This is a genomic window from Arthrobacter sp. B3I4, from assembly GCF_030816855.1.
Lineage (GTDB): Bacteria > Actinomycetota > Actinomycetes > Actinomycetales > Micrococcaceae > Arthrobacter.
On record NZ_JAUSYK010000001.1, the window covers coordinates 3,288,193 to 3,304,750 of the forward strand.

General features: G+C 68.0%; 14 protein-coding genes. 11 read left to right on the plus strand and 3 right to left on the minus strand.

Features of this window, described 5'->3' with window-relative positions; genetic code table 11:
• The first annotated feature begins 52 nt into the window (after positions 1-52).
• From QFZ61_RS15530 to QFZ61_RS15540, 3 genes are read left to right on the plus strand one after another with little or no spacing between them, the layout of a single operon-like run.
• Positions 53-1,636, plus strand: coding sequence for an acyl-CoA carboxylase subunit beta (locus QFZ61_RS15530; protein ID WP_307037524.1), 1,584 nt, complete (start codon positions 53-55; stop codon positions 1,634-1,636).
• Positions 1,633-1,893: an acyl-CoA carboxylase subunit epsilon gene (locus QFZ61_RS15535; protein ID WP_307037526.1), complete on the plus strand. Its 261-nt coding sequence runs from the start codon at positions 1,633-1,635 to the stop codon at positions 1,891-1,893. Before QFZ61_RS15530 ends, QFZ61_RS15535 begins: the two co-directional genes overlap by 4 nt.
• A gap of 53 nt (positions 1,894-1,946) precedes the next feature.
• Positions 1,947-3,653, plus strand: coding sequence for a DUF885 domain-containing protein (locus QFZ61_RS15540; protein WP_307037528.1), 1,707 nt, complete (start codon positions 1,947-1,949; stop codon positions 3,651-3,653).
• A 31-nt stretch (positions 3,654-3,684) separates the two neighbouring features.
• On the opposite strand, the gene QFZ61_RS15545 is transcribed toward QFZ61_RS15540, so the two are convergent.
• Positions 3,685-4,044: a VOC family protein gene (locus tag QFZ61_RS15545; RefSeq protein ID WP_307037530.1), complete on the minus strand. Its 360-nt coding sequence runs from the start codon at positions 4,042-4,044 to the stop codon at positions 3,685-3,687.
• A 267-nt stretch (positions 4,045-4,311) separates the two neighbouring features.
• On the opposite strand from QFZ61_RS15545, the gene QFZ61_RS15550 reads away from it, so the two are divergent.
• Positions 4,312-5,772, plus strand: coding sequence for a dicarboxylate/amino acid:cation symporter (locus QFZ61_RS15550; protein ID WP_307037532.1), 1,461 nt, complete (start codon positions 4,312-4,314; stop codon positions 5,770-5,772).
• Positions 5,773-5,882: 110 nt separating this feature from the next.
• Here QFZ61_RS15550 and QFZ61_RS15555 read toward each other — a convergent pair whose 3' ends face one another.
• On the minus strand, positions 5,883-6,467 hold the full coding sequence (locus tag QFZ61_RS15555; protein ID WP_307037534.1) for a hypothetical protein: 585 nt from the start codon (positions 6,465-6,467) through the stop codon (positions 5,883-5,885).
• A gap of 232 nt (positions 6,468-6,699) precedes the next feature.
• Between QFZ61_RS15555 and QFZ61_RS15560 the strand changes: the two genes are divergently transcribed.
• From QFZ61_RS15560 to QFZ61_RS15580, 5 genes are all read left to right on the plus strand, one after another.
• Entirely contained in the window at positions 6,700-7,407 is a 708-nt protein-coding gene (locus QFZ61_RS15560) for a TetR/AcrR family transcriptional regulator (RefSeq protein ID WP_307037536.1), read from the plus strand.
• A 1-nt stretch (position 7,408) separates the two neighbouring features.
• On the plus strand, positions 7,409-9,994 hold the full coding sequence (locus tag QFZ61_RS15565) for an MMPL family transporter (protein WP_307037538.1): 2,586 nt from the start codon (positions 7,409-7,411) through the stop codon (positions 9,992-9,994).
• 154 nt (positions 9,995-10,148) lie between these two features.
• The gene (locus tag QFZ61_RS15570) at positions 10,149-10,829 is read left to right on the plus strand and encodes a nucleoside triphosphate pyrophosphatase (protein ID WP_307037539.1); all 681 of its coding nucleotides are present in this window, start codon (positions 10,149-10,151) and stop codon (positions 10,827-10,829) included.
• A 124-nt stretch (positions 10,830-10,953) separates the two neighbouring features.
• The gene (locus QFZ61_RS15575; protein ID WP_373427169.1) at positions 10,954-12,789 is read left to right on the plus strand and encodes a biotin carboxylase N-terminal domain-containing protein; all 1,836 of its coding nucleotides are present in this window, start codon (positions 10,954-10,956) and stop codon (positions 12,787-12,789) included.
• 33 nt (positions 12,790-12,822) lie between these two features.
• Positions 12,823-13,554, plus strand: coding sequence for a glutamine amidotransferase (locus QFZ61_RS15580; RefSeq protein WP_307037541.1), 732 nt, complete (start codon positions 12,823-12,825; stop codon positions 13,552-13,554).
• 177 nt (positions 13,555-13,731) lie between these two features.
• Here the strand turns inward: QFZ61_RS15580 and QFZ61_RS15585 are convergent, their stop codons facing one another.
• Positions 13,732-15,141 (minus strand): MFS transporter, encoded by a 1,410-nt coding sequence (locus tag QFZ61_RS15585; RefSeq protein WP_307037542.1) that lies wholly within the window; start codon positions 15,139-15,141, stop codon positions 13,732-13,734.
• Positions 15,142-15,393: 252 nt separating this feature from the next.
• On the opposite strand from QFZ61_RS15585, the gene QFZ61_RS15590 reads away from it, so the two are divergent.
• Both QFZ61_RS15590 and QFZ61_RS15595 read left to right on the plus strand, forming a co-directional pair.
• Entirely contained in the window at positions 15,394-15,720 is a 327-nt protein-coding gene (locus QFZ61_RS15590) for a helix-turn-helix transcriptional regulator (RefSeq protein ID WP_307037545.1), read from the plus strand.
• Positions 15,717-16,529 (plus strand): cation transporter, encoded by an 813-nt coding sequence (locus QFZ61_RS15595; protein ID WP_307037546.1) that lies wholly within the window; start codon positions 15,717-15,719, stop codon positions 16,527-16,529. Before QFZ61_RS15590 ends, QFZ61_RS15595 begins: the two co-directional genes overlap by 4 nt.
• Positions 16,530-16,558 lie beyond the last annotated feature (29 nt).

The window sequence follows — 16,558 nt, forward strand, 5'->3', positions numbered from 1 at the left end:
ACAACCAGCAGCACCGAACAGCCGTACCGAACGACAGAGCCGGAGACACTTGATGAGCCACGATCTGACCACGACCGCGGGCAAGATTGCCGATTTCCGCGACCGCCAGGCCCGTGCCGAGCAGCCCTCCGGCCCGGAAGCGATCGAGAAGCAACACGCCCGCGGCAAGAACACGGCCCGCGAGCGCATCGACCTGCTCCTCGATGCCGGGTCCTTCGTGGAGTTCGACGCCCTCGCCGTGCACCGGTCCACCGCGTTCGGCATGGAGAAGAAGAAGCCGCTGGGCGACGGCCTGGTCTCCGGCTACGGCACCGTGGACGGCCGCCCCGTGGCGGTGTACAGCCAGGACTTCTCCGTCTACGGCGGCTCGCTGAGCCAGGTCAACGGCGAGAAAATCGTCAAGGTCCAGGAGTTCGCGCTGCGCAACGGCTGCCCCGTGGTCGGCATCCTCGACGGCGGCGGCGCCCGCATCCAGGAAGGTGTTGCCTCGCTGGCCATGTTCGCGGACATCTTCCGCAACAACGTGCACGCGTCAGGCGTCGTCCCGCAGATCTCGCTCATCATGGGCCCCTCCGCCGGCGGCGCGGCCTACTCCCCCGCCCTGACCGATTACGTCGTCATGGTGGACAAGACCTCGCACATGTTCATCACCGGCCCGGACGTGATCAAGACCGTCACCGGCGAGGACGTGGACATGGAAACCCTCGGCGGGGCCCGCCAGCACAACGCAAACACCGGAACCTCCACCTACCTGGCCGCGGACGAGGCGGACGCCGTCGAGTTCGTCCGCGAACTGCTGGACTTCCTGCCCTCCAACAACCTCGCCGAGGCACCCGTGCTGGAGCACAGCCAGCAGCCGGACCTCGACGACGATGACCTGGCCCTCGACACGCTCATCCCGGATTCGGCCAACCAGCCCTATGACATGCGCAAGGTGATCGAGCAGATCGTCGACGACGCGCACTTCCTGGAGATGCAGTCGCTGTACGCGCCGAACGTGATCATCGGCTACGGCCGGGTCGAGGGCCACACCGTGGGCATTGTGGCCAACCAGCCGATGCAGTTCGCCGGCACCCTGGACATCGCCGCGTCGGAAAAGGCGGCCCGCTTCGTCCGGCACTGCGACTCTTTCAACATCCCGATCATCACGCTGGTGGACGTGCCGGGCTTCCTGCCGGGCAAGGACCAGGAGTTCCAGGGCATCATCCGCCGTGGAGCTAAGCTGCTGTACGCCTACGCGGAGGCCACCGTGCCGAAGCTGACCGTGATCACCCGCAAGGCCTACGGCGGCGCGTACATCGTGATGGGCTCGAAGAAGCTCGGCGCCGACCTCAACCTCGCCTGGCCCACGGCGCAGATCGGCGTGATGGGCGCGCAGGGCGCGGTCAACATCCTGTACCGCCGCGAGCTCGCCGCAGTCGCGGCGGAGGGCGGCGACGTCGAGGCCAAGCGCGCCGACGTGATCCGCCAGTACGAAGAAGAGCTGCTCAACCCGTACCAGGCGGCCCAGCTGGGCTACGTGGACGCGGTCATCGCCCCGTCGGAGACCCGGCTGCAGATCGTCAAGGGCCTGCGCGCGCTGCGGGACAAACGGGCCAGCCTGCCCGCCAAGAAGCACGGGAACATTCCGCTGTGACGGCGCCGAACGAGGCCGGAACGAGCGAGGCCGGAAACGGACCTGCTGCCGCGCCGGCGGAGCAGCCGCTGCTCGCCGTCGTCAAAGGCGGGCCGACGGCGGAGGAACTCGCCGCGCTGACCGCCGTCGTACTCTCCCTGGGTGCGGACACGGCCGCGGCACCGGTGAAGCCCGGCGCGAGGCACTGGATCCGGCGCCAGCAGCTGCAGTTGGCACCGAAGCCGGGCCCCGGCTCGTGGAAGCGCAGCCGCGGCTAGAAAAAGTTCAGTAACCCTTTCATAACCGCCGCGGCCGGGCTAGTCTCGTTCGGGTGACTACCGAAACCACTGAAAACACCACGCCCAGCCCCGTTCCCGCGCGCCCGAAGACCGCCATCGACGCCGTCGCCGACGCCTACACGGAAACCCTCATCCGGCTTAACCCGAGCTTCGGCACGGAACTTGGCCTGCCCGGCCACGAAACCGAATACCGGGACTTCTCGCCCGCCGGACAGGAGGCCTTTGCCGCCGCGGCCCGCGAAACCCTCGCCGCCCTGGGCGGGCTGGAGCCGGCCGACGACGTCGACGCCGTCACCCTGGACGCCATGCGCGAGCGCCTGGGCCTGCAGCTGGAGATTCATGACTCCGGCTGGGACCTTGCGGAGTTGAACAACATCGCCTCCGCTTCGCAGGACATCCGCGCCATCTTTGACCTCATGCCCACGGACACCACGGAGCACTGGGAGCACATCGCGGGACGTGCGCACAACGTCCCGGAGGCCCTCGACGGCTACATCACCTCCCTGCGCGCAGCTAAGGAGGACGGCAAAGTCGCCGCCGCGCGCCAGGTGAAGATCGTGATCGAACAGGCCACCAAGCACGCCGCCGAGGACGGCTTCTTCGCCAAGCTCGCCGCCGACGCCAAGACAACCGAAGGCCCGCTGCCCGAGGACGTGCAGGCCAAGCTCGACGCCGGCGCTGCCGCCGCCCGGCGCGCCTACTCCCGGCTGGCCGGCTTCCTCGAAGCCGAGCTCCTCCCGGTCGCACCGGAGAAGGACGCCGTCGGCCGCGAGCGGTACGCCCTGGCCTCCCGCTCCTTCCTCGGCGCAGCCGTTGACCTGGAGGAAACCTACGCCTGGGGCGTGCAGGAACTGGACCGCCTGATCGCCGAGCAGGAGCGCGTGGCCGGGCAAATCCGCCCGGGCGCGACCATCGAAGAGGCCAAGGAGATCCTGAACAACGACCCGTCCCGGCAGCTCAAGGGCACCGATGCCCTCCGCGCCTGGATGCAGCAGCTGTCCGACAAGGCCGTGGCCGACCTTGCCGGCGTTCACTTCGACATCCCGGATGTCATGAAGACCCTCGAGTGCAAGATCGCCCCCACCCAGGAAGGCGGCATCTACTACACCGGCCCCTCGGACGACTTCAGCCGCCCGGGCCGCATGTGGTGGTCCGTGCCGCCGGGTGAGGACACGTTCACCACCTGGGCCGAGACCACCACGGTCTACCACGAGGGCGTCCCCGGCCACCACCTCCAGGTCGCCACGGCCACCTACCGCCGCGAACTGCTGAACAAGTGGCGCAGGAACGTCTGCTGGACCTCCGGGCACGGCGAAGGATGGGCGCTGTACGCGGAGAAGCTGATGCAGGAACTGGGCTACCTCAAGGACCCGGGCGACCACATGGGCATGCTCGACATGCAGCGGATGCGCGCGGCCCGCGTGGTGTTCGACATCGGCGTGCACCTCGAACTGGAAGTGCCCGAGCGTTGGGGGTCGGGCACCTGGACCCCGGAGACCGGCTACACCTTCCTGAGGAAGAACCTGCCGATCAGCGAGGGCCAGCTCAAGTTCGAGTTCACCCGCTACCTCGGGTGGCCGGGACAGGCGCCGTCGTACAAGGTGGGCCAGCGGCTCTGGGAGCAGATCCGTGCGGAGCTGGAAACCCGGCCGGACTTCGACCTGAAGGCCTTCCACACCAAGGCGCTCAATATGGGCTCGGTCGGCTTGGACACGCTGAAGCGCGCGCTGCTCAGCTAGCGCGCCGCACTGTCCCCCGGTCGGGTGCCGATCAGCTGAGGCAGAGGCAGAAGGGGTGGCCGGCCGGGTCGAGGAAGACGCGGAAGGTTGTCCCCGGCTGGTGCTCGTGCTTGGTCGCACCGAGTTCCAGCACTGCCGCCTCGGCCTCGTCGAGGTCGTCGACCGTGACGTCGAGGTGCATCTGCTGCGGTACTTCCTGGCCCGGCCATTGCGGGGGCGTGAAGGACTCGACTTTCTGGAAGCTCAACGAATCCCCGTAGTCAGCCCGGATGGAGCACCAGTCCTCGTCGTCCTGCTCGACCTTCCAGTCGAGCAGGGCGGCGTAGAACTCTGCCAGGATCTTGGGGTCGGGACAGTCGAGAACCACAACCGGTATGCGTGCGATAGCCATGGCGCCACTCTAGGCTCCGGCACCGCGTCGAGGTAACAGTTCGCGGCAATGTTTTCGGGAAACATTGCCGCGAACTGCCATCTCGACGGCGCGGCCCGCGGCGGCCAGGGGCGAGACAATCACCACACCCAAGGCTGGAATAACTTCACACAAGCGCAGTCCTTCGGCGCAATGGCGGGGTTTCGTTACCACCCTCGGCATTTGCCCCGCGTAACATTTCTCAACATTGGTTCGTCGTGATAATGACGACGGTCCTAGCGTATTCGGGTGAGCACTCAGACAAGCACCCCCGCCACCGCAGGAAAGCCCGGTTTCCAGCTGCCCAAATGGGCCGGCTCTTTTGGCTTCCAGATCATCGCCGCCCTCATCGTGGGCCTCGGCCTTGGCCTGCTGGCCAAGTACACGGGCAGCACGAAGACGAACCCCAACGCCCTCGGCGCCACGCTACAGACCATCGGCTCGAGCTACGTCTCGTTGCTGCAGACCGCCGTCGTGCCGCTGATCTTTACCGCCGTCGTCAGCTCCATCTCCAACCTTCGCGCCGTGGCCAACGCGGCCCGGCTGGCGTGGAACACCCTGCTCTGGTTTGCCATCACCTCGCTGATTGCCGTGCTGATCGGCATGGGCCTGGGCGTGCTGCTGCAGCCCGGCGCGGGCACCGGCATCACCCAGCAGGCCAAGTACGCCGGTAAATCCGGTGACTGGTGGGCCTTCCTGACCGGCCTGTTCCCGAAGAACTTCCTGGGCCTTGGCGCAAGCACCACCGTCACCGACGGCGTCGCCACCACCGCGGTGAGCTTCAATGTCCTGCAAATCCTGGTAATCGCGATCGCCGTCGGCATCGCCGCCCTCAAGGTAGGCAAGGCCGCAGAGCCGTTCCTGAACCTCAACGCGTCCGCCCTCGCCGTGATCCAGAAGGTCCTCTGGTGGATCATCCGGATCGCCCCGCTGGGCACCATCGGCCTGATCGGCAACGCCGTCGCCGTCTACGGCTGGGACACCATCGGCTCGCTCGGCAAGTTCACCTTCGCCATCTACGTCGGCCTGGCCCTGGTGCTGTTCGTGGTCTACCCCGTCCTGGTCCGCAGCCACGGCCTGTCCGTCAAGCAGTACTTCTCCGGTGTCTGGCCGGCCGTGCAGCTGGCCTTCGTGTCCCGTTCGTCGGTGGGAACGCTGCCGCTGACCCAGCGCGTGACCGAACGCTCCCTCGGCGTCCCCCGGGCCTACGCTTCCTTCGCCGTGCCGCTGGGCGCGACCACCAAGATGGACGGCTGCGCCGCCATTTACCCGGCGGTCTCCGCCATCTTCGTGGCCCAGTTCTTCGGCATCCAGCTGGACTTCACCCAGTACCTGCTCATCGCCCTGGTCTCCGTCCTGGGTTCGGCCGCAACCGCCGGCACCACGGGCGCCGTCGTGATGCTGACCCTGACCCTCTCCACCCTGGGACTGCCGCTGGCCGGCGTCGGGCTGTTGCTCGCCATCGACCCGATCCTCGACATGGGCCGCACCGCGGTCAACGTCGCCGGACAGGCCCTGGTCCCCACGATCGTGGCCAAGCGCCAGGGCATCCTGGACGAGGCGCTCTACAACGCTCCGCGCAACGGTGATCCGTTCAGCGACGACACCGTCATCACCGCCGACGACGTCGACGCCTCCGCTGCCGCTGATACCCGCGGCGCTGGGTCCGATGCCTTCGAGGGCGGCAAGCTCGCCGGCACACGGGCCTAGAGTCCCCACCACGGCGGGTGCTCCGCGCTCCAGCCAAGAAAGTAGTCCCCGGGAGTCTCCCGGGGACTACTTTTTTGTTGCCTTAACGGCTGGTGCCCGCTCAGCAGTGGTTAGTGCCGGCCCCCGCCCAGGACGCCCTTCTCGACGGCTTTGGTGACTGCGTCGGCTTCGGCCTGGGTGAGCGTGCCGTCGCTGACGGCCTTGTCGAGTTTGGTCTTCAGTTCGGCGGCGCGGTCAGCCTGGGCCGCGGTCCGGAGCTCCTCAAGGGCGGCCGTGACCTTGGATTCCTCAATGCCCAGTGACGAGGCGAGGGATTTAGCCAGTTCCGCCTCCATCGCGGCATGGTCGGGCTTGGTGCCCTCGGCCGGAGGGGCGGCGGGCTTGTGTGCGTCCCGGAACGCCTTCAGGGCGTCGGTGACCTTCGCCTCGTCGACGCCGAGCTTGGCGGCAAGTTCAGAGGCCTTTGCGCCGCCGAAACCGCCGCCCTCCCCGTGTTCCCCGCCGTGGCCGTGGCCGCCGCGCGTGCCCATGCCGCCGCCGGGCGTAGTGCCGGCGTCCGCCGGTGCGCTGGAACTGGCGCTGGGGGCAGGCGTCGGCGTCGTGGTGGCGGACGCCATCCCGGCGACGCCGAGGCCGGCTCCCAGGGTAAGGGCTGTGGCCGAAAGACCGAGAGCGATTCTTTTCGTACGTGACATGTGCTGTCTCCTGGATCTGCCGTGCGGTGACGGGGTCGGTTCTGAGTGGTCCTGGCCCGGGCGGTTCGGGTCCGCTCTGCCCAGGACGTGGCTCCAGCATGTCCCGCAAGGTTCGGGAACTGCTGTTCCCAACCTTTCATCTTGCTGTGAAGGTTATCCGCGACGTTTGTTCCCTCAGACAACCGCGCCCAAAAACTTGCCCTGAGTGCAAAGATGCACATAGTGTAAGTGCATGCCCACTCCTCCCCCTTCCGGCCCGGAAGCCGAAACTGCAGCCCCGTCGCGCCGCGAGCTGAACAAAGCGGCCACCCGCCAGGCCATCACCGAGGCAGCCCTGGGCCTGCTCCGCAGCAGCGGGCCGGGCAACTTCACGGTGGAAGATATCGCGGAGGAGGCCAGCATCTCCCGGCGGACCTTCTTCAACTACTTCAGCAGCACGGAGGCAGTGATCGCGTCGGTGACCCACGGGTTCCTGGACACGGCGCTCCAGCAGTTCCGCCTCCGCCCGGCCGACGAACCGATCCTGGAATCTGCCCGAGCTGCCCTGGTTGAACTCGCGGATCCGATGACCGTGGCCCCGCTGGCAGAGCTTTACAGCCTGGGCCAGTCGAACCCGCAGTTGAACCGGTCCGAACTGGAAGCCTGGGACCACTGCACCGCCGAGATCATCGACGCCGCCCGGGTCCGCTTCGCGCAGGCGGCTGGTATCGAGATCGACGAACTCTACCTCCGGGCCCTGGCCGGCTCGGTCATCTCCTGCGGCAAGGCCGCCATGGATGTGTGGTTCGCCCGCTGCGGCGGCGCCCTCACCCCCGATTCGCTTTCCACCCTCCGCCAGCTCCTGATCGACTCCATGAGCCTGCTCGGCTCCGGATTCGCTTCCCCGGCAGCCGCTCCGGCTGCCGACCCCACCGCCGCCCCTTCCCCAGATCGGTCCTGACATGGCACTACTGCTCTACCGCCTCGGCAAGTTCTCCTACCGGCACCGCTGGCTCGTCATCTCGCTGTGGCTGGCCGTCATGGTGGCGGTCGGCGGCGCCGCCGCCGCCTTCCACGGCACCTTGTCCAACAACTTCCAGATCCCCGGCACCGAAACCCAGCAGATGGCGGACAAGCTCAAGAAGGACCTCCCGGCGTCGTCCGGCGGCTCCGCGAGCGTTGTCTTCGAAGCCAATGACGCGCAGTTCAGCCAGGCCGGCAAGGAGGCCGTCTCCGCGGCCCTGGCCAAACTGAAGACGATCCCGGACGTGCAGGGAACCGTGGATCCCTTCGCCACCCAGGCGCAGCTGGATAAGGCCGGCACTGACCTGGCCGCCGGCGAACAGCAGGCCGCCGCGGGCAAGGCACAGTTGGACAAAGCTGCCGCCGATCTCGCCGCCGGCAAGGCCCAGCTGGAGGCCGCCGAGGCTCAGATGACCGCAGCCGGGCTGCCCGGCGCGGCGATCGAGGCTCAGCTCGGCCAGCAGAAAGCCGCCCTCGCGGCCGGGCAGGCCAAGCTCGACGCCGGCACCAAGGACCTCGAGGCCGGCAACGCCAAGCTCGCCCTCGGCAAGCGGCAGCTGGAAGCCTCGCAAGGCCTGCGGTTCGTTTCCGAGGACGGCAAAGCCGCCATCGCCCAGGTCCAGTTCAAGACCTCCATCAACGGTTTGAAGCCTGAGGTACGGCAGGAAGTTCAGGAGATCGTCAAAGAGGTCTCCGCCGCCAACGTCACCGCCCTGCCCAGCAAAGAGATCAGCGAAGACATCTCCGAGCTCTTCGGCGCCGCGGAAATCATCGGCATCGCCGTCGCCGCCCTCGTGCTGGTGCTCATGCTCGGCACCCTGGTCGCCGCCGGGCTTCCCCTGCTGATGGCCATCGTCGGCGTCGCCGTGGGCGTCGGCGGCACCTTCGCCCTTAGCGGCGCCGTGGACATGAGCTCCATCTCCCCGATGCTTGCCCTCATGCTCGGCCTCGCGGTCGGAATCGATTACTCCCTGTTCATCGTCAACCGGCACCGCGGGCAGCTGCTTGCCGGAATGGACCCCGAGGAGTCCGTGGCGCTGGCTACCGGCACCTCCGGCAACGCCGTGCTCTTCGCCGGGCTGACGGTCATCATCGCCCTCGCCGCCCTCGTGGTGCCGGGGCTGCCGTTCCTGACCGTCATGGGCCTCTCCGCCGCCGCCACGGTGGCCGTCGCCGTCGCGGTGGCCTTGACTCTCACGCCGGCCGTGCTGTCCCTGGTGGGCCGCAAGCTGATCTCCAAGCGGGCCTGGAAGAAGGCGGAGCAGCACAACGCCGCGCCCGGCCACACTAACGAGGACCTCGCCAGGGACGAATACCGCAGCAGCCACGGCTGGGGCGGGGTCGTCACCCGGCACCCGTGGCTGGCACTGCTGGCCGGCGTGGTGCTGCTCGGCGTGGTGGCACTGCCCGCCAGCCAGCTCCGGCTCGCCCTGCCGGACGCCAGCTCCGAGCCGGTTGCCTCGCAGGCCTTCCAGGCCTACGACGTCACCAAGCGCAGCTTTGGCGAGGGCATGACCGGGCCGATCATCGTCGTCGGCGACATGCCCGAGGGCCTCGACGCCGCCGAGGCACAGGCCAAGCAGTTCGACGTCGCGGACATCCTGCGCAAGACGGACAACGTTGCCGCCGCTGTCCCGCTGGCCCTCAGCGAGGACCGCCGCACCGCTGTCTTCCAGGTCCTGCCCAAGGAGGGTCCGGCCAGCGCCAGCACCGTTGGGGTGGTGTCGGACCTGCGCGCGGAGAAGTCGCAGATCAAGGACTCCACCGGCGTCAGCATCGGCCTCACCGGGCAGACCGCGGGCAACGTGGACGTCTCCAGCAAGCTCGGCGACGCCCTCCCGCCGTACCTGGCGATCGTCGTCGGGCTGTCGCTGATCCTGCTGCTGCTGGTGTTCCGCTCCATCGTGGTCCCGCTGCTGGCGACCGGCGGCTTCCTGCTCTCGCTCGCGGCCGCGTTCGGCGCCGTGGTGGCGGTGTACCAGTGGGGCTGGCTGGGCGCGGTCTTCGGCGTCGAGAACCCGGGCGCGGTGCTCAGCTTCCTGCCGATCATCCTGATCGGTGTGCTGTTCGGCCTGGCGATGGACTACCAGGTGTTCATCACCTCCGGCATGCGCGAGTCCTACATGCACGGCGAAACCGCCAGGCACGCGGTCCGGTCCGGCTTCAGCCACGCCGCCGCCGTCGTCACCGCAGCCGCGATCATCATGGTCAGCGTGTTCTCCGGCTTCATCTTCTCGCACCTGAACATGGTCCGGCCGCTGGGCTTCGCGATGGCATTCGGGGTACTGGTGGACGCCTTCGTGGTGCGCATGACCATCGTTCCGGCCGTGATGTACCTGCTCGGCAGCAAGGCGTGGTGGCTGCCGCGCTGGCTGGACCGCCTCCTGCCGGACGTCGACGTCGAGGGCGTCAAGTTGCGCGAGCTGGACGGCGGCGCCGGGGTTGCCAGCACTGACGCGCGCGGACACGACGACGGCGACATTCACGCGGGCGACGCGAAGCGTGGTGCGACAGCCATCCGCTAACCGCGACCTTGCCGCCAACGCCGCCCGCTGATCCCCGTGATCGGCGGGCGGCGTTGTTGTGCACCGGCGGCTGTTCCCGGCTGTTGCTGACTGTTCCTGACGGGCAGCAGAACAAAGCCCACCGGCGACGCGTGCGAGGAACTACGCTGGAGCCGTGACCCGCCTGATTCTTGCCTCCCAGTCCCCCGCCCGCACCAAGCTGCTCAGCAACGCCGGCATCGCCCACGAAGTCCTCGTCTCCGACGTCGATGAAGATGCCGTACAGGCGCGTTACGGCGTGACCGACCCGCACGACACCGCCCTGCTGCTGGCGCGCGCCAAGGCCGAGGCGATCGCGTCGCTGCCGGAGGCCGAGGGCGCCTTGGTGATCGGCTGCGATTCGGTCTTTGAGTTCGACGGCGAGGCGCACGGCAAGCCCTACACGACCGACGTCGCCAAGGAACGGATGCTGCGGATGAGCGGCAGCATGGGGGTGTTGCACACCGGCCACTGGCTCGTCGATTGCCGCAACACCGAACCCCACGGCGCCGCCGGCAACGCTGCAGGCTCCGGCGCCACGCTAGGCTCAGTGAACTCTGCGGAAGTGCATTTTCAGGAGATGAGCGAAGACGAGATCGACACCTACATCGCCACCGGCGAACCGCTTCAGTGCGCCGGCTCGTTCACCATCGACGGCTATGGCGGGGCCTTCATCCGCAAGGTCGACGGCGACCCGCACACCGTCGTCGGGCTCTCCATCTCCACCCTCCGCAGCCTCCTGGCCCAGGCCAAGGTCGGCATCACCGAGCTATGGACCGGCGGCGCCGCCGACCCGGCCGACATCCGCGCCGAGTGAGCCAATTCGCATCACCTTGTAGGAACCCTCTAAAGGATCGGCACTTTACGCGCGGGATCAGCAAGTAATCTCGGCGGAAGCCTCAAAAGCGCGCTAGGCTCCCTGAAGGAAAGAAGGAGACGCCTTGTCAGCAATTTCGGAGCAGTCCGCCCACCCCGTGCCCGCCACCACCCCGGGCACCCGCCGCCTGAGCAAGGTGCTGATCGCCAACCGCGGCGAGATCGCGGTACGGATCATCCGCGCCGCACGTGACGAAGGCCTCGCCTCGGTGGCGGTCTACGCCGATCCGGACCGGGACGCCCTGCACGTCAAGCTCGCCGACGAGGCCTACGCCCTGGGGGGAAACACCGCCGCCGAGTCCTACCTGGTGATGGACAAGCTGATCGAGGTGGCCGTCCGCGCCGGCGCCGACGCTGTCCACCCGGGCTACGGCTTCCTGGCCGAAAACGCCGAGTTCGCCGCCAAAGTGATCGCCGCCGGCATCACTTGGATCGGGCCCTCCCCCGAGGCAATCTCCGCCCTCGGCGACAAGGTCCAGGCCCGCCACATCGCCGAAAAGGTCGGCGCCCCGCAGGTCCCCGGTACCGCCGATCCGGTGAATTCCGCCGAGGAAATCCTGGAGTTCGTGGACAAGTTCGGCCTGCCGGTGGCCATCAAGGCAGCCTTCGGCGGCGGCGGGCGCGGCATCAAGGTCGCCCGCACCCGCGAGGAAATCCCGGAACTGTTCGAATCCGCGGTCCGCGAGGCCACGGCCGCATTCGGCCGCGGCGAATGTTTCATCGAACGCTTTCTCGACGCGCCCCGCCACGTGGAGACCCAGTGCCTCGCCGACGCGCACGGCAACGTCGTGGTCGTATCGACCCGCGACTGCTCGCTGCAGCGCCGCAACCAGAAACTCGTCGAAGAAGCCCCGGCCCCGTTCCTGACCGAGGAGCAGAACCGGCGGCTTTACGAGTCCTCCAAGGCCATCCTCAAGGAAGCGGGCTACCTCGGAGCCGGCACCTGCGAGTTCCTCGTCGGCCAGGACGGCACCATTTCCTTCCTGGAAGTTAACACCCGGCTCCAGGTCGAGCACTGCGTTTCCGAGGAAGTCACCGGCATCGATCTGGTCCGCGAACAGTTCCGGCTGGCCCGCGGTGAGGAACTCGGCTACGGCGACCCTGAAATCCGCGGCCACTCGATCGAGTTCCGCATCACCGGCGAGGACCCGGGCCGCAACTTCATGCCCGCCCCCGGCACCATCACCGGCCTGAAGAACCCCACCGGCCCCGGCGTGCGGATCGATTCCGGCGTGGAACAGGGCGACATCATCAGCGGCAACTTCGACTCGATGCTCTCCAAGCTGGTCGTCACCGGCGCCACCCGCGCCCAGGCCCTGCAGCGCTCCCGGCGGGCCCTCGAGGAGATGGTGGTGGAGGGCATTCCCACCGTCATCCCGTTCGACCTCGCCGTCGTCTCCAACCCCGACTTCGCCCCCGCCGAGGGCCCCTTCAAGGTCCACACCCGCTGGATCGAGACCGCCTTCGTCAACGACATTCCCGCCTGGACACCGACCGGCACCGCAACGGAAGCGTCCGACGGCGGCGAACGCCAGCGCGTCGTCGTCGAGGTTGGCGGCAAGCGCCTGGAAGTCGTCCTGCCGGCGTCGCTTGGCACCGTCTCCGGCGGCGGGAAGCCGGCCAAGGCCAAGAAGCGCTCCCGCAGCGCCGGCACGGCCGCCCCGGCCGGCGGCAACGCCCTGACCTCGCCCATGCAGGGCACGATCGTCAAGGTCGCCGTCGCGGAAGGCGAGCGCGTGGCCGAGGGCGACCTCGTCGTCGTGCTCGAAGCGATGAAGATGGAACAGCCGCTCACGGCCCACCGCACCGGCATTGTGATCGGGCTCGCCGCTTCCGCCGGTGAGACGGTTGCCGCGGGCGCCGTGATTGCCATGATCGAGGACGGCGAGAGCGCCGAATAGCGGCCGCGGGTCGGCGGGGGCAGACTTAGGTACGTGAAGCCCTTTCTGCTCCTCGCCTCCCGTGCCGAGGACGCCGCCGCCGACGACGAATACCTCGCCTACCTGCGCTACACCGGCCTGGCCGAGGCGCAGCTGCACCGCGTCCGGATGGAAGCTGCGCCGCTGCCCCGGCTGGAACTGGAGGAGTATTCCGGCGTGATCGTCGGCGGCAGCCCCTTCACCTCCAGCGACCCGGCCGAGCACAAGAGCGAGGTCCAGCACCGGGTGGAGCGCGAACTGTTCGCCCTGCTGGACCGGATCGTCGCGGCGGACTTCCCCTTCCTCGGTGCCTGCTACGGCGTCGGAACCCTGGGTCTGCACCAGGGCGCCGTGATTGACCGGACCTACGGCGAAGGACTGGGCGGGGTCACCGTCAGCATGACTCTTGCCGGCCAGCAGGATCCGCTGCTGCGCGGGCTGCCGGAACAGTTCACCGCGTTCGTGGGCCACAAGGAAGCCTGCACCGTGCTGCCCGGCGGAGCGGTGCTGCTGGCAAGCTCCGAGACCTGCCCGGTGCAGATGTTCCGGATCCGTTCCAACCTCTACGCCACCCAGTTCCACCCGGAGCTCGACGCCGATGGCCTCACCACGCGGATCGACATCTACCGCCATGCCGGCTACTTCCCGCCGGACTCGGCCGAGGAGCTGATGGCCCAGGCCCGGCGGCACGACGTCACCGAGCCGATGGCCATCCTGCGCAATTTCGTGGAGCGCTACGCCCGCTAGCCCGCCGTCGCCCCTCGCCCGGCGCCCGTCCCCCGCCGTCGTCGTCCCGCCCCCGACGCCGTCCCCCGCCGTCGCGCTCCTGCCCAGTTACTCCTCCGCACACCGCCCGCGACACGGAAAAGCCCGGCGTGTCGACCTCACACGCCGGGCATTTCTGTCAGTAACTGGGCTGGAACGTTAGGCTACGTTGTTCTCGTAGTCCAGGTCGCGGGTTTCCTTGCTCAGGAACAGCGCGATCAGCGTCAGCACGGACATGGACGTGAGGTACACGCCGACCAGGACCGGGCTGCCCTTCGCCATTTCCCAGAGCCAGACGGCGATGAACGGTGCCACGGCCGCGCCCAGGATGGACGAGACGTTGTAGCTGATGGCCGAACCGGTGTACCGGACGTTGGTCGGGAACAGCTCAGGCAGCAGGGCGCCCATCGGCCCGAAGGTCAGGCCCATCAGCGAGAAGCCGATGACCAGCAGTGCCATGGTGCCGATGAAGCCGCCGCTGAACAGCGGGACGAACAGCAGGCCGAAAACGAAGATGCCGGCGGTGACAGCGATCAGCATCTTGCGGCGGCCGTACTTTTCCGCCAGCGGGCCGGAGACCAGGGTAAAGATGCCGAAGAACACGACGCCGGCGATCAGCATCCAGAGGAAATCGTTGCGGGTGTAGCCCAGGCCAGGGACGAACGCAGCGGCAGCCGCATCGCTCATGGGTTTACCCGCCTTCGCCGCAGCGGCCTGCGCACCGGCCAGCGTCGGCTTCGTGCCGTAGGTCAGCGTGAACGTGGTCATCAGGTAGAAGAGCACGTAGGTGGCCAGCATGATGAAGGTGCCCAGGATCAGCGGACGCCAGCTGGTCTTGAAGACGCGGCCCAGCGGCAGCTTGGCGACCTCGTTGGACTGCAGGACCTTAGTGAAGGCGGGGGTTTCGATCAGCTTGAGCCGGACGTACAGGCCGATGATGACCATGACGGCGCTGACCAGGAACGGCACCCGCCAGCCCCAGTCGGCGAAGGCCTGCGGGGCCAGGGTGTAGCTGAAGACCAGGAACAGCACGTTGGCGATGATGAAGCCGATCGGCGCGCCCAGCTGCGGGAAGGTGCCGTAGATGGCGCGCTTGTTGGCGGGGGCGTTCTCGGTAGCCAGCAGGGCCGCGCCGCTCCATTCGCCGCCGAGGGCCAGGCCCTGGGCGAAGCGCATGACCACCAGCAGGGCCGGAGCCCAGAACTCCCAGCCCGGAACCAGTGCGGTGGGGAGGCAGCCGATCAGGAAGGTGGCGATGCCCATCGTCAGCAGCGATGCGACGAGGGTGCCCTTGCGGCCGAACTTGTCACCGAAGTGGCCGAACACAATGGATCCCAGCGGGCGGGCGACGAACGCAACGCCAAAGACAGCGAAGGAGCTCAGCAGCTGGGTGGTCTCGTTCTGGCCCGGGAAGAAGAGCTTCGGGAAGACCAGAACGGCGGCCGTTGCATAGACGTAGAAGTCGTAGAACTCAACGGTGGTGCCGATCAAGCTGGCGACGATCACGCGGCCGCGCGAGTTCACCTGCTTGGCGGACCCCGACTCCGTCGAGGTGGCAGTGGATGACATATAGGAACGCTTTCATCAAGACCGGGCCGTCCCACGACGGGACACCAGGCAATGGAATGGATATATCTGCAATATTAGCCACAGGCGTCCACCCAATGGACAAATGGTCCGCTATATGGACCTGTCGTGTCGTTCCACGGGCGCGTCCGCCCCGCAACATCGCCCGCGTGCGCCGCAGGCGCCCGCGACCGAAGGCGGGCGCCAGATCAGTACAACTCGACGTGAATACAGTCAGCCGTGTACTTTGGCTCCATGGAAACCCTGACGCATGCCCCGGTGCTGGCCCGGTTCGGCTACGCGGTCTCCGACCCCACACGGGCGCGGATATTGCTGGCATTGGCGGATACGGCCGCGTACCCCTCGGAGCTCGCCGACTCCCTAGGGGTATCCCGGCAGAGCATGTCCAACCACCTGACCTGCCTTCGGGGCTGTGGCCTGGTGGTCGCCGCCGCCGACGGGCGGCGCGCACGGTATGAGCTGGCCGACGCCAGGTTGGGCCACGCGATCAGGGACCTGCTCGGCGTGGTGCTGGCCGTTGACCCGGCCTGCTGCGCCCCCGACGGGACGTGCCTGGCATGACCACGACCGTTCGGTCCGCCCCAACCGCCGGCCGCAGAGCCCCGCTCAGCCGGCGCATTCGGCTGTTCGCGGCCGCGACCATCACGTACAACATCATTGAGGCCGTCGTCGCGCTCTGGGCGGGAAACGCCGCGGACTCCTCCGCCCTCATCGGGTTTGGACTTGATTCGGTGATCGAGGTCGCCTCCGCGGTCGCCCTGTCCTGGCAGTTTTCCGCCAAAGACCCGGAACGTCGCGAGCACCTGACCCTGCGGATCATCGCAATTTCCTTCTTCGCCCTGGCAGCGTTCGTCTCCGCGGACTCCATCAGTTCGCTGGCCGGTGGCAGTGAGGCACAGCAGTCCACGCCGGGGATCGTCATCGCTGCCCTGAGCCTGGCCGTGATGCCCGTCCTGTCCTGGCTGCAGCGCCGGGCCGGCCGGGAACTCGGCTCCAAGACCGCGGTGGCAGATTCCAAGCAGACGCTGCTCTGCACGTACCTCTCCGCGGTCCTGCTGCTCGGCCTCGTCCTGAACAGCACGCTGGGATGGTGGTGGGCCGACGCCGGTGCGGCGCTGGTCATCGCCGCGATCGCCGTTCGCGAGGGCATCAACGCATGGCAAGGAGACGCCTGCTGCGCCGTCCCCCACGCCGCCGACGCCGACGCATCAACCCGCGCCGACGCCGACGACGCCGGCGACGACGCACCTACCGACGCCGGCGCCAACGCACCTACCGACGTCGCCGCTACCGCTGCGTGCTGTCAGGGCTGCGGGTCCGGTCCCGAACTAAAAGTAGCCACCTTGTCCGTACCGCCACTGCACAGCTGAGCCCTAGACCCCGACCCCGACGAAGAGAA

Coding starts and splice junctions, on each gene's coding strand:
- QFZ61_RS15530 (WP_307037524.1), top strand. CDS start 53: ATGAGCCACGATCTGACCACGACCGCGGGCAAGATTGCCGATTTCCGC.
- QFZ61_RS15545 (WP_307037530.1), bottom strand. CDS start 4,044: ATGGCTATCGCACGCATACCGGTTGTGGTTCTCGACTGTCCCGACCCC.
- QFZ61_RS15555 (WP_307037534.1), bottom strand. CDS start 6,467: ATGTCACGTACGAAAAGAATCGCTCTCGGTCTTTCGGCCACAGCCCTT.
- QFZ61_RS15560 (WP_307037536.1), top strand. CDS start 6,700: ATGCCCACTCCTCCCCCTTCCGGCCCGGAAGCCGAAACTGCAGCCCCG.
- QFZ61_RS15565 (WP_307037538.1), top strand. CDS start 7,409: ATGGCACTACTGCTCTACCGCCTCGGCAAGTTCTCCTACCGGCACCGC.
- QFZ61_RS15585 (WP_307037542.1), bottom strand. CDS start 15,141: ATGTCATCCACTGCCACCTCGACGGAGTCGGGGTCCGCCAAGCAGGTG.
- QFZ61_RS15590 (WP_307037545.1), top strand. CDS start 15,394: ATGGAAACCCTGACGCATGCCCCGGTGCTGGCCCGGTTCGGCTACGCG.
- QFZ61_RS15595 (WP_307037546.1), top strand. CDS start 15,717: ATGACCACGACCGTTCGGTCCGCCCCAACCGCCGGCCGCAGAGCCCCG.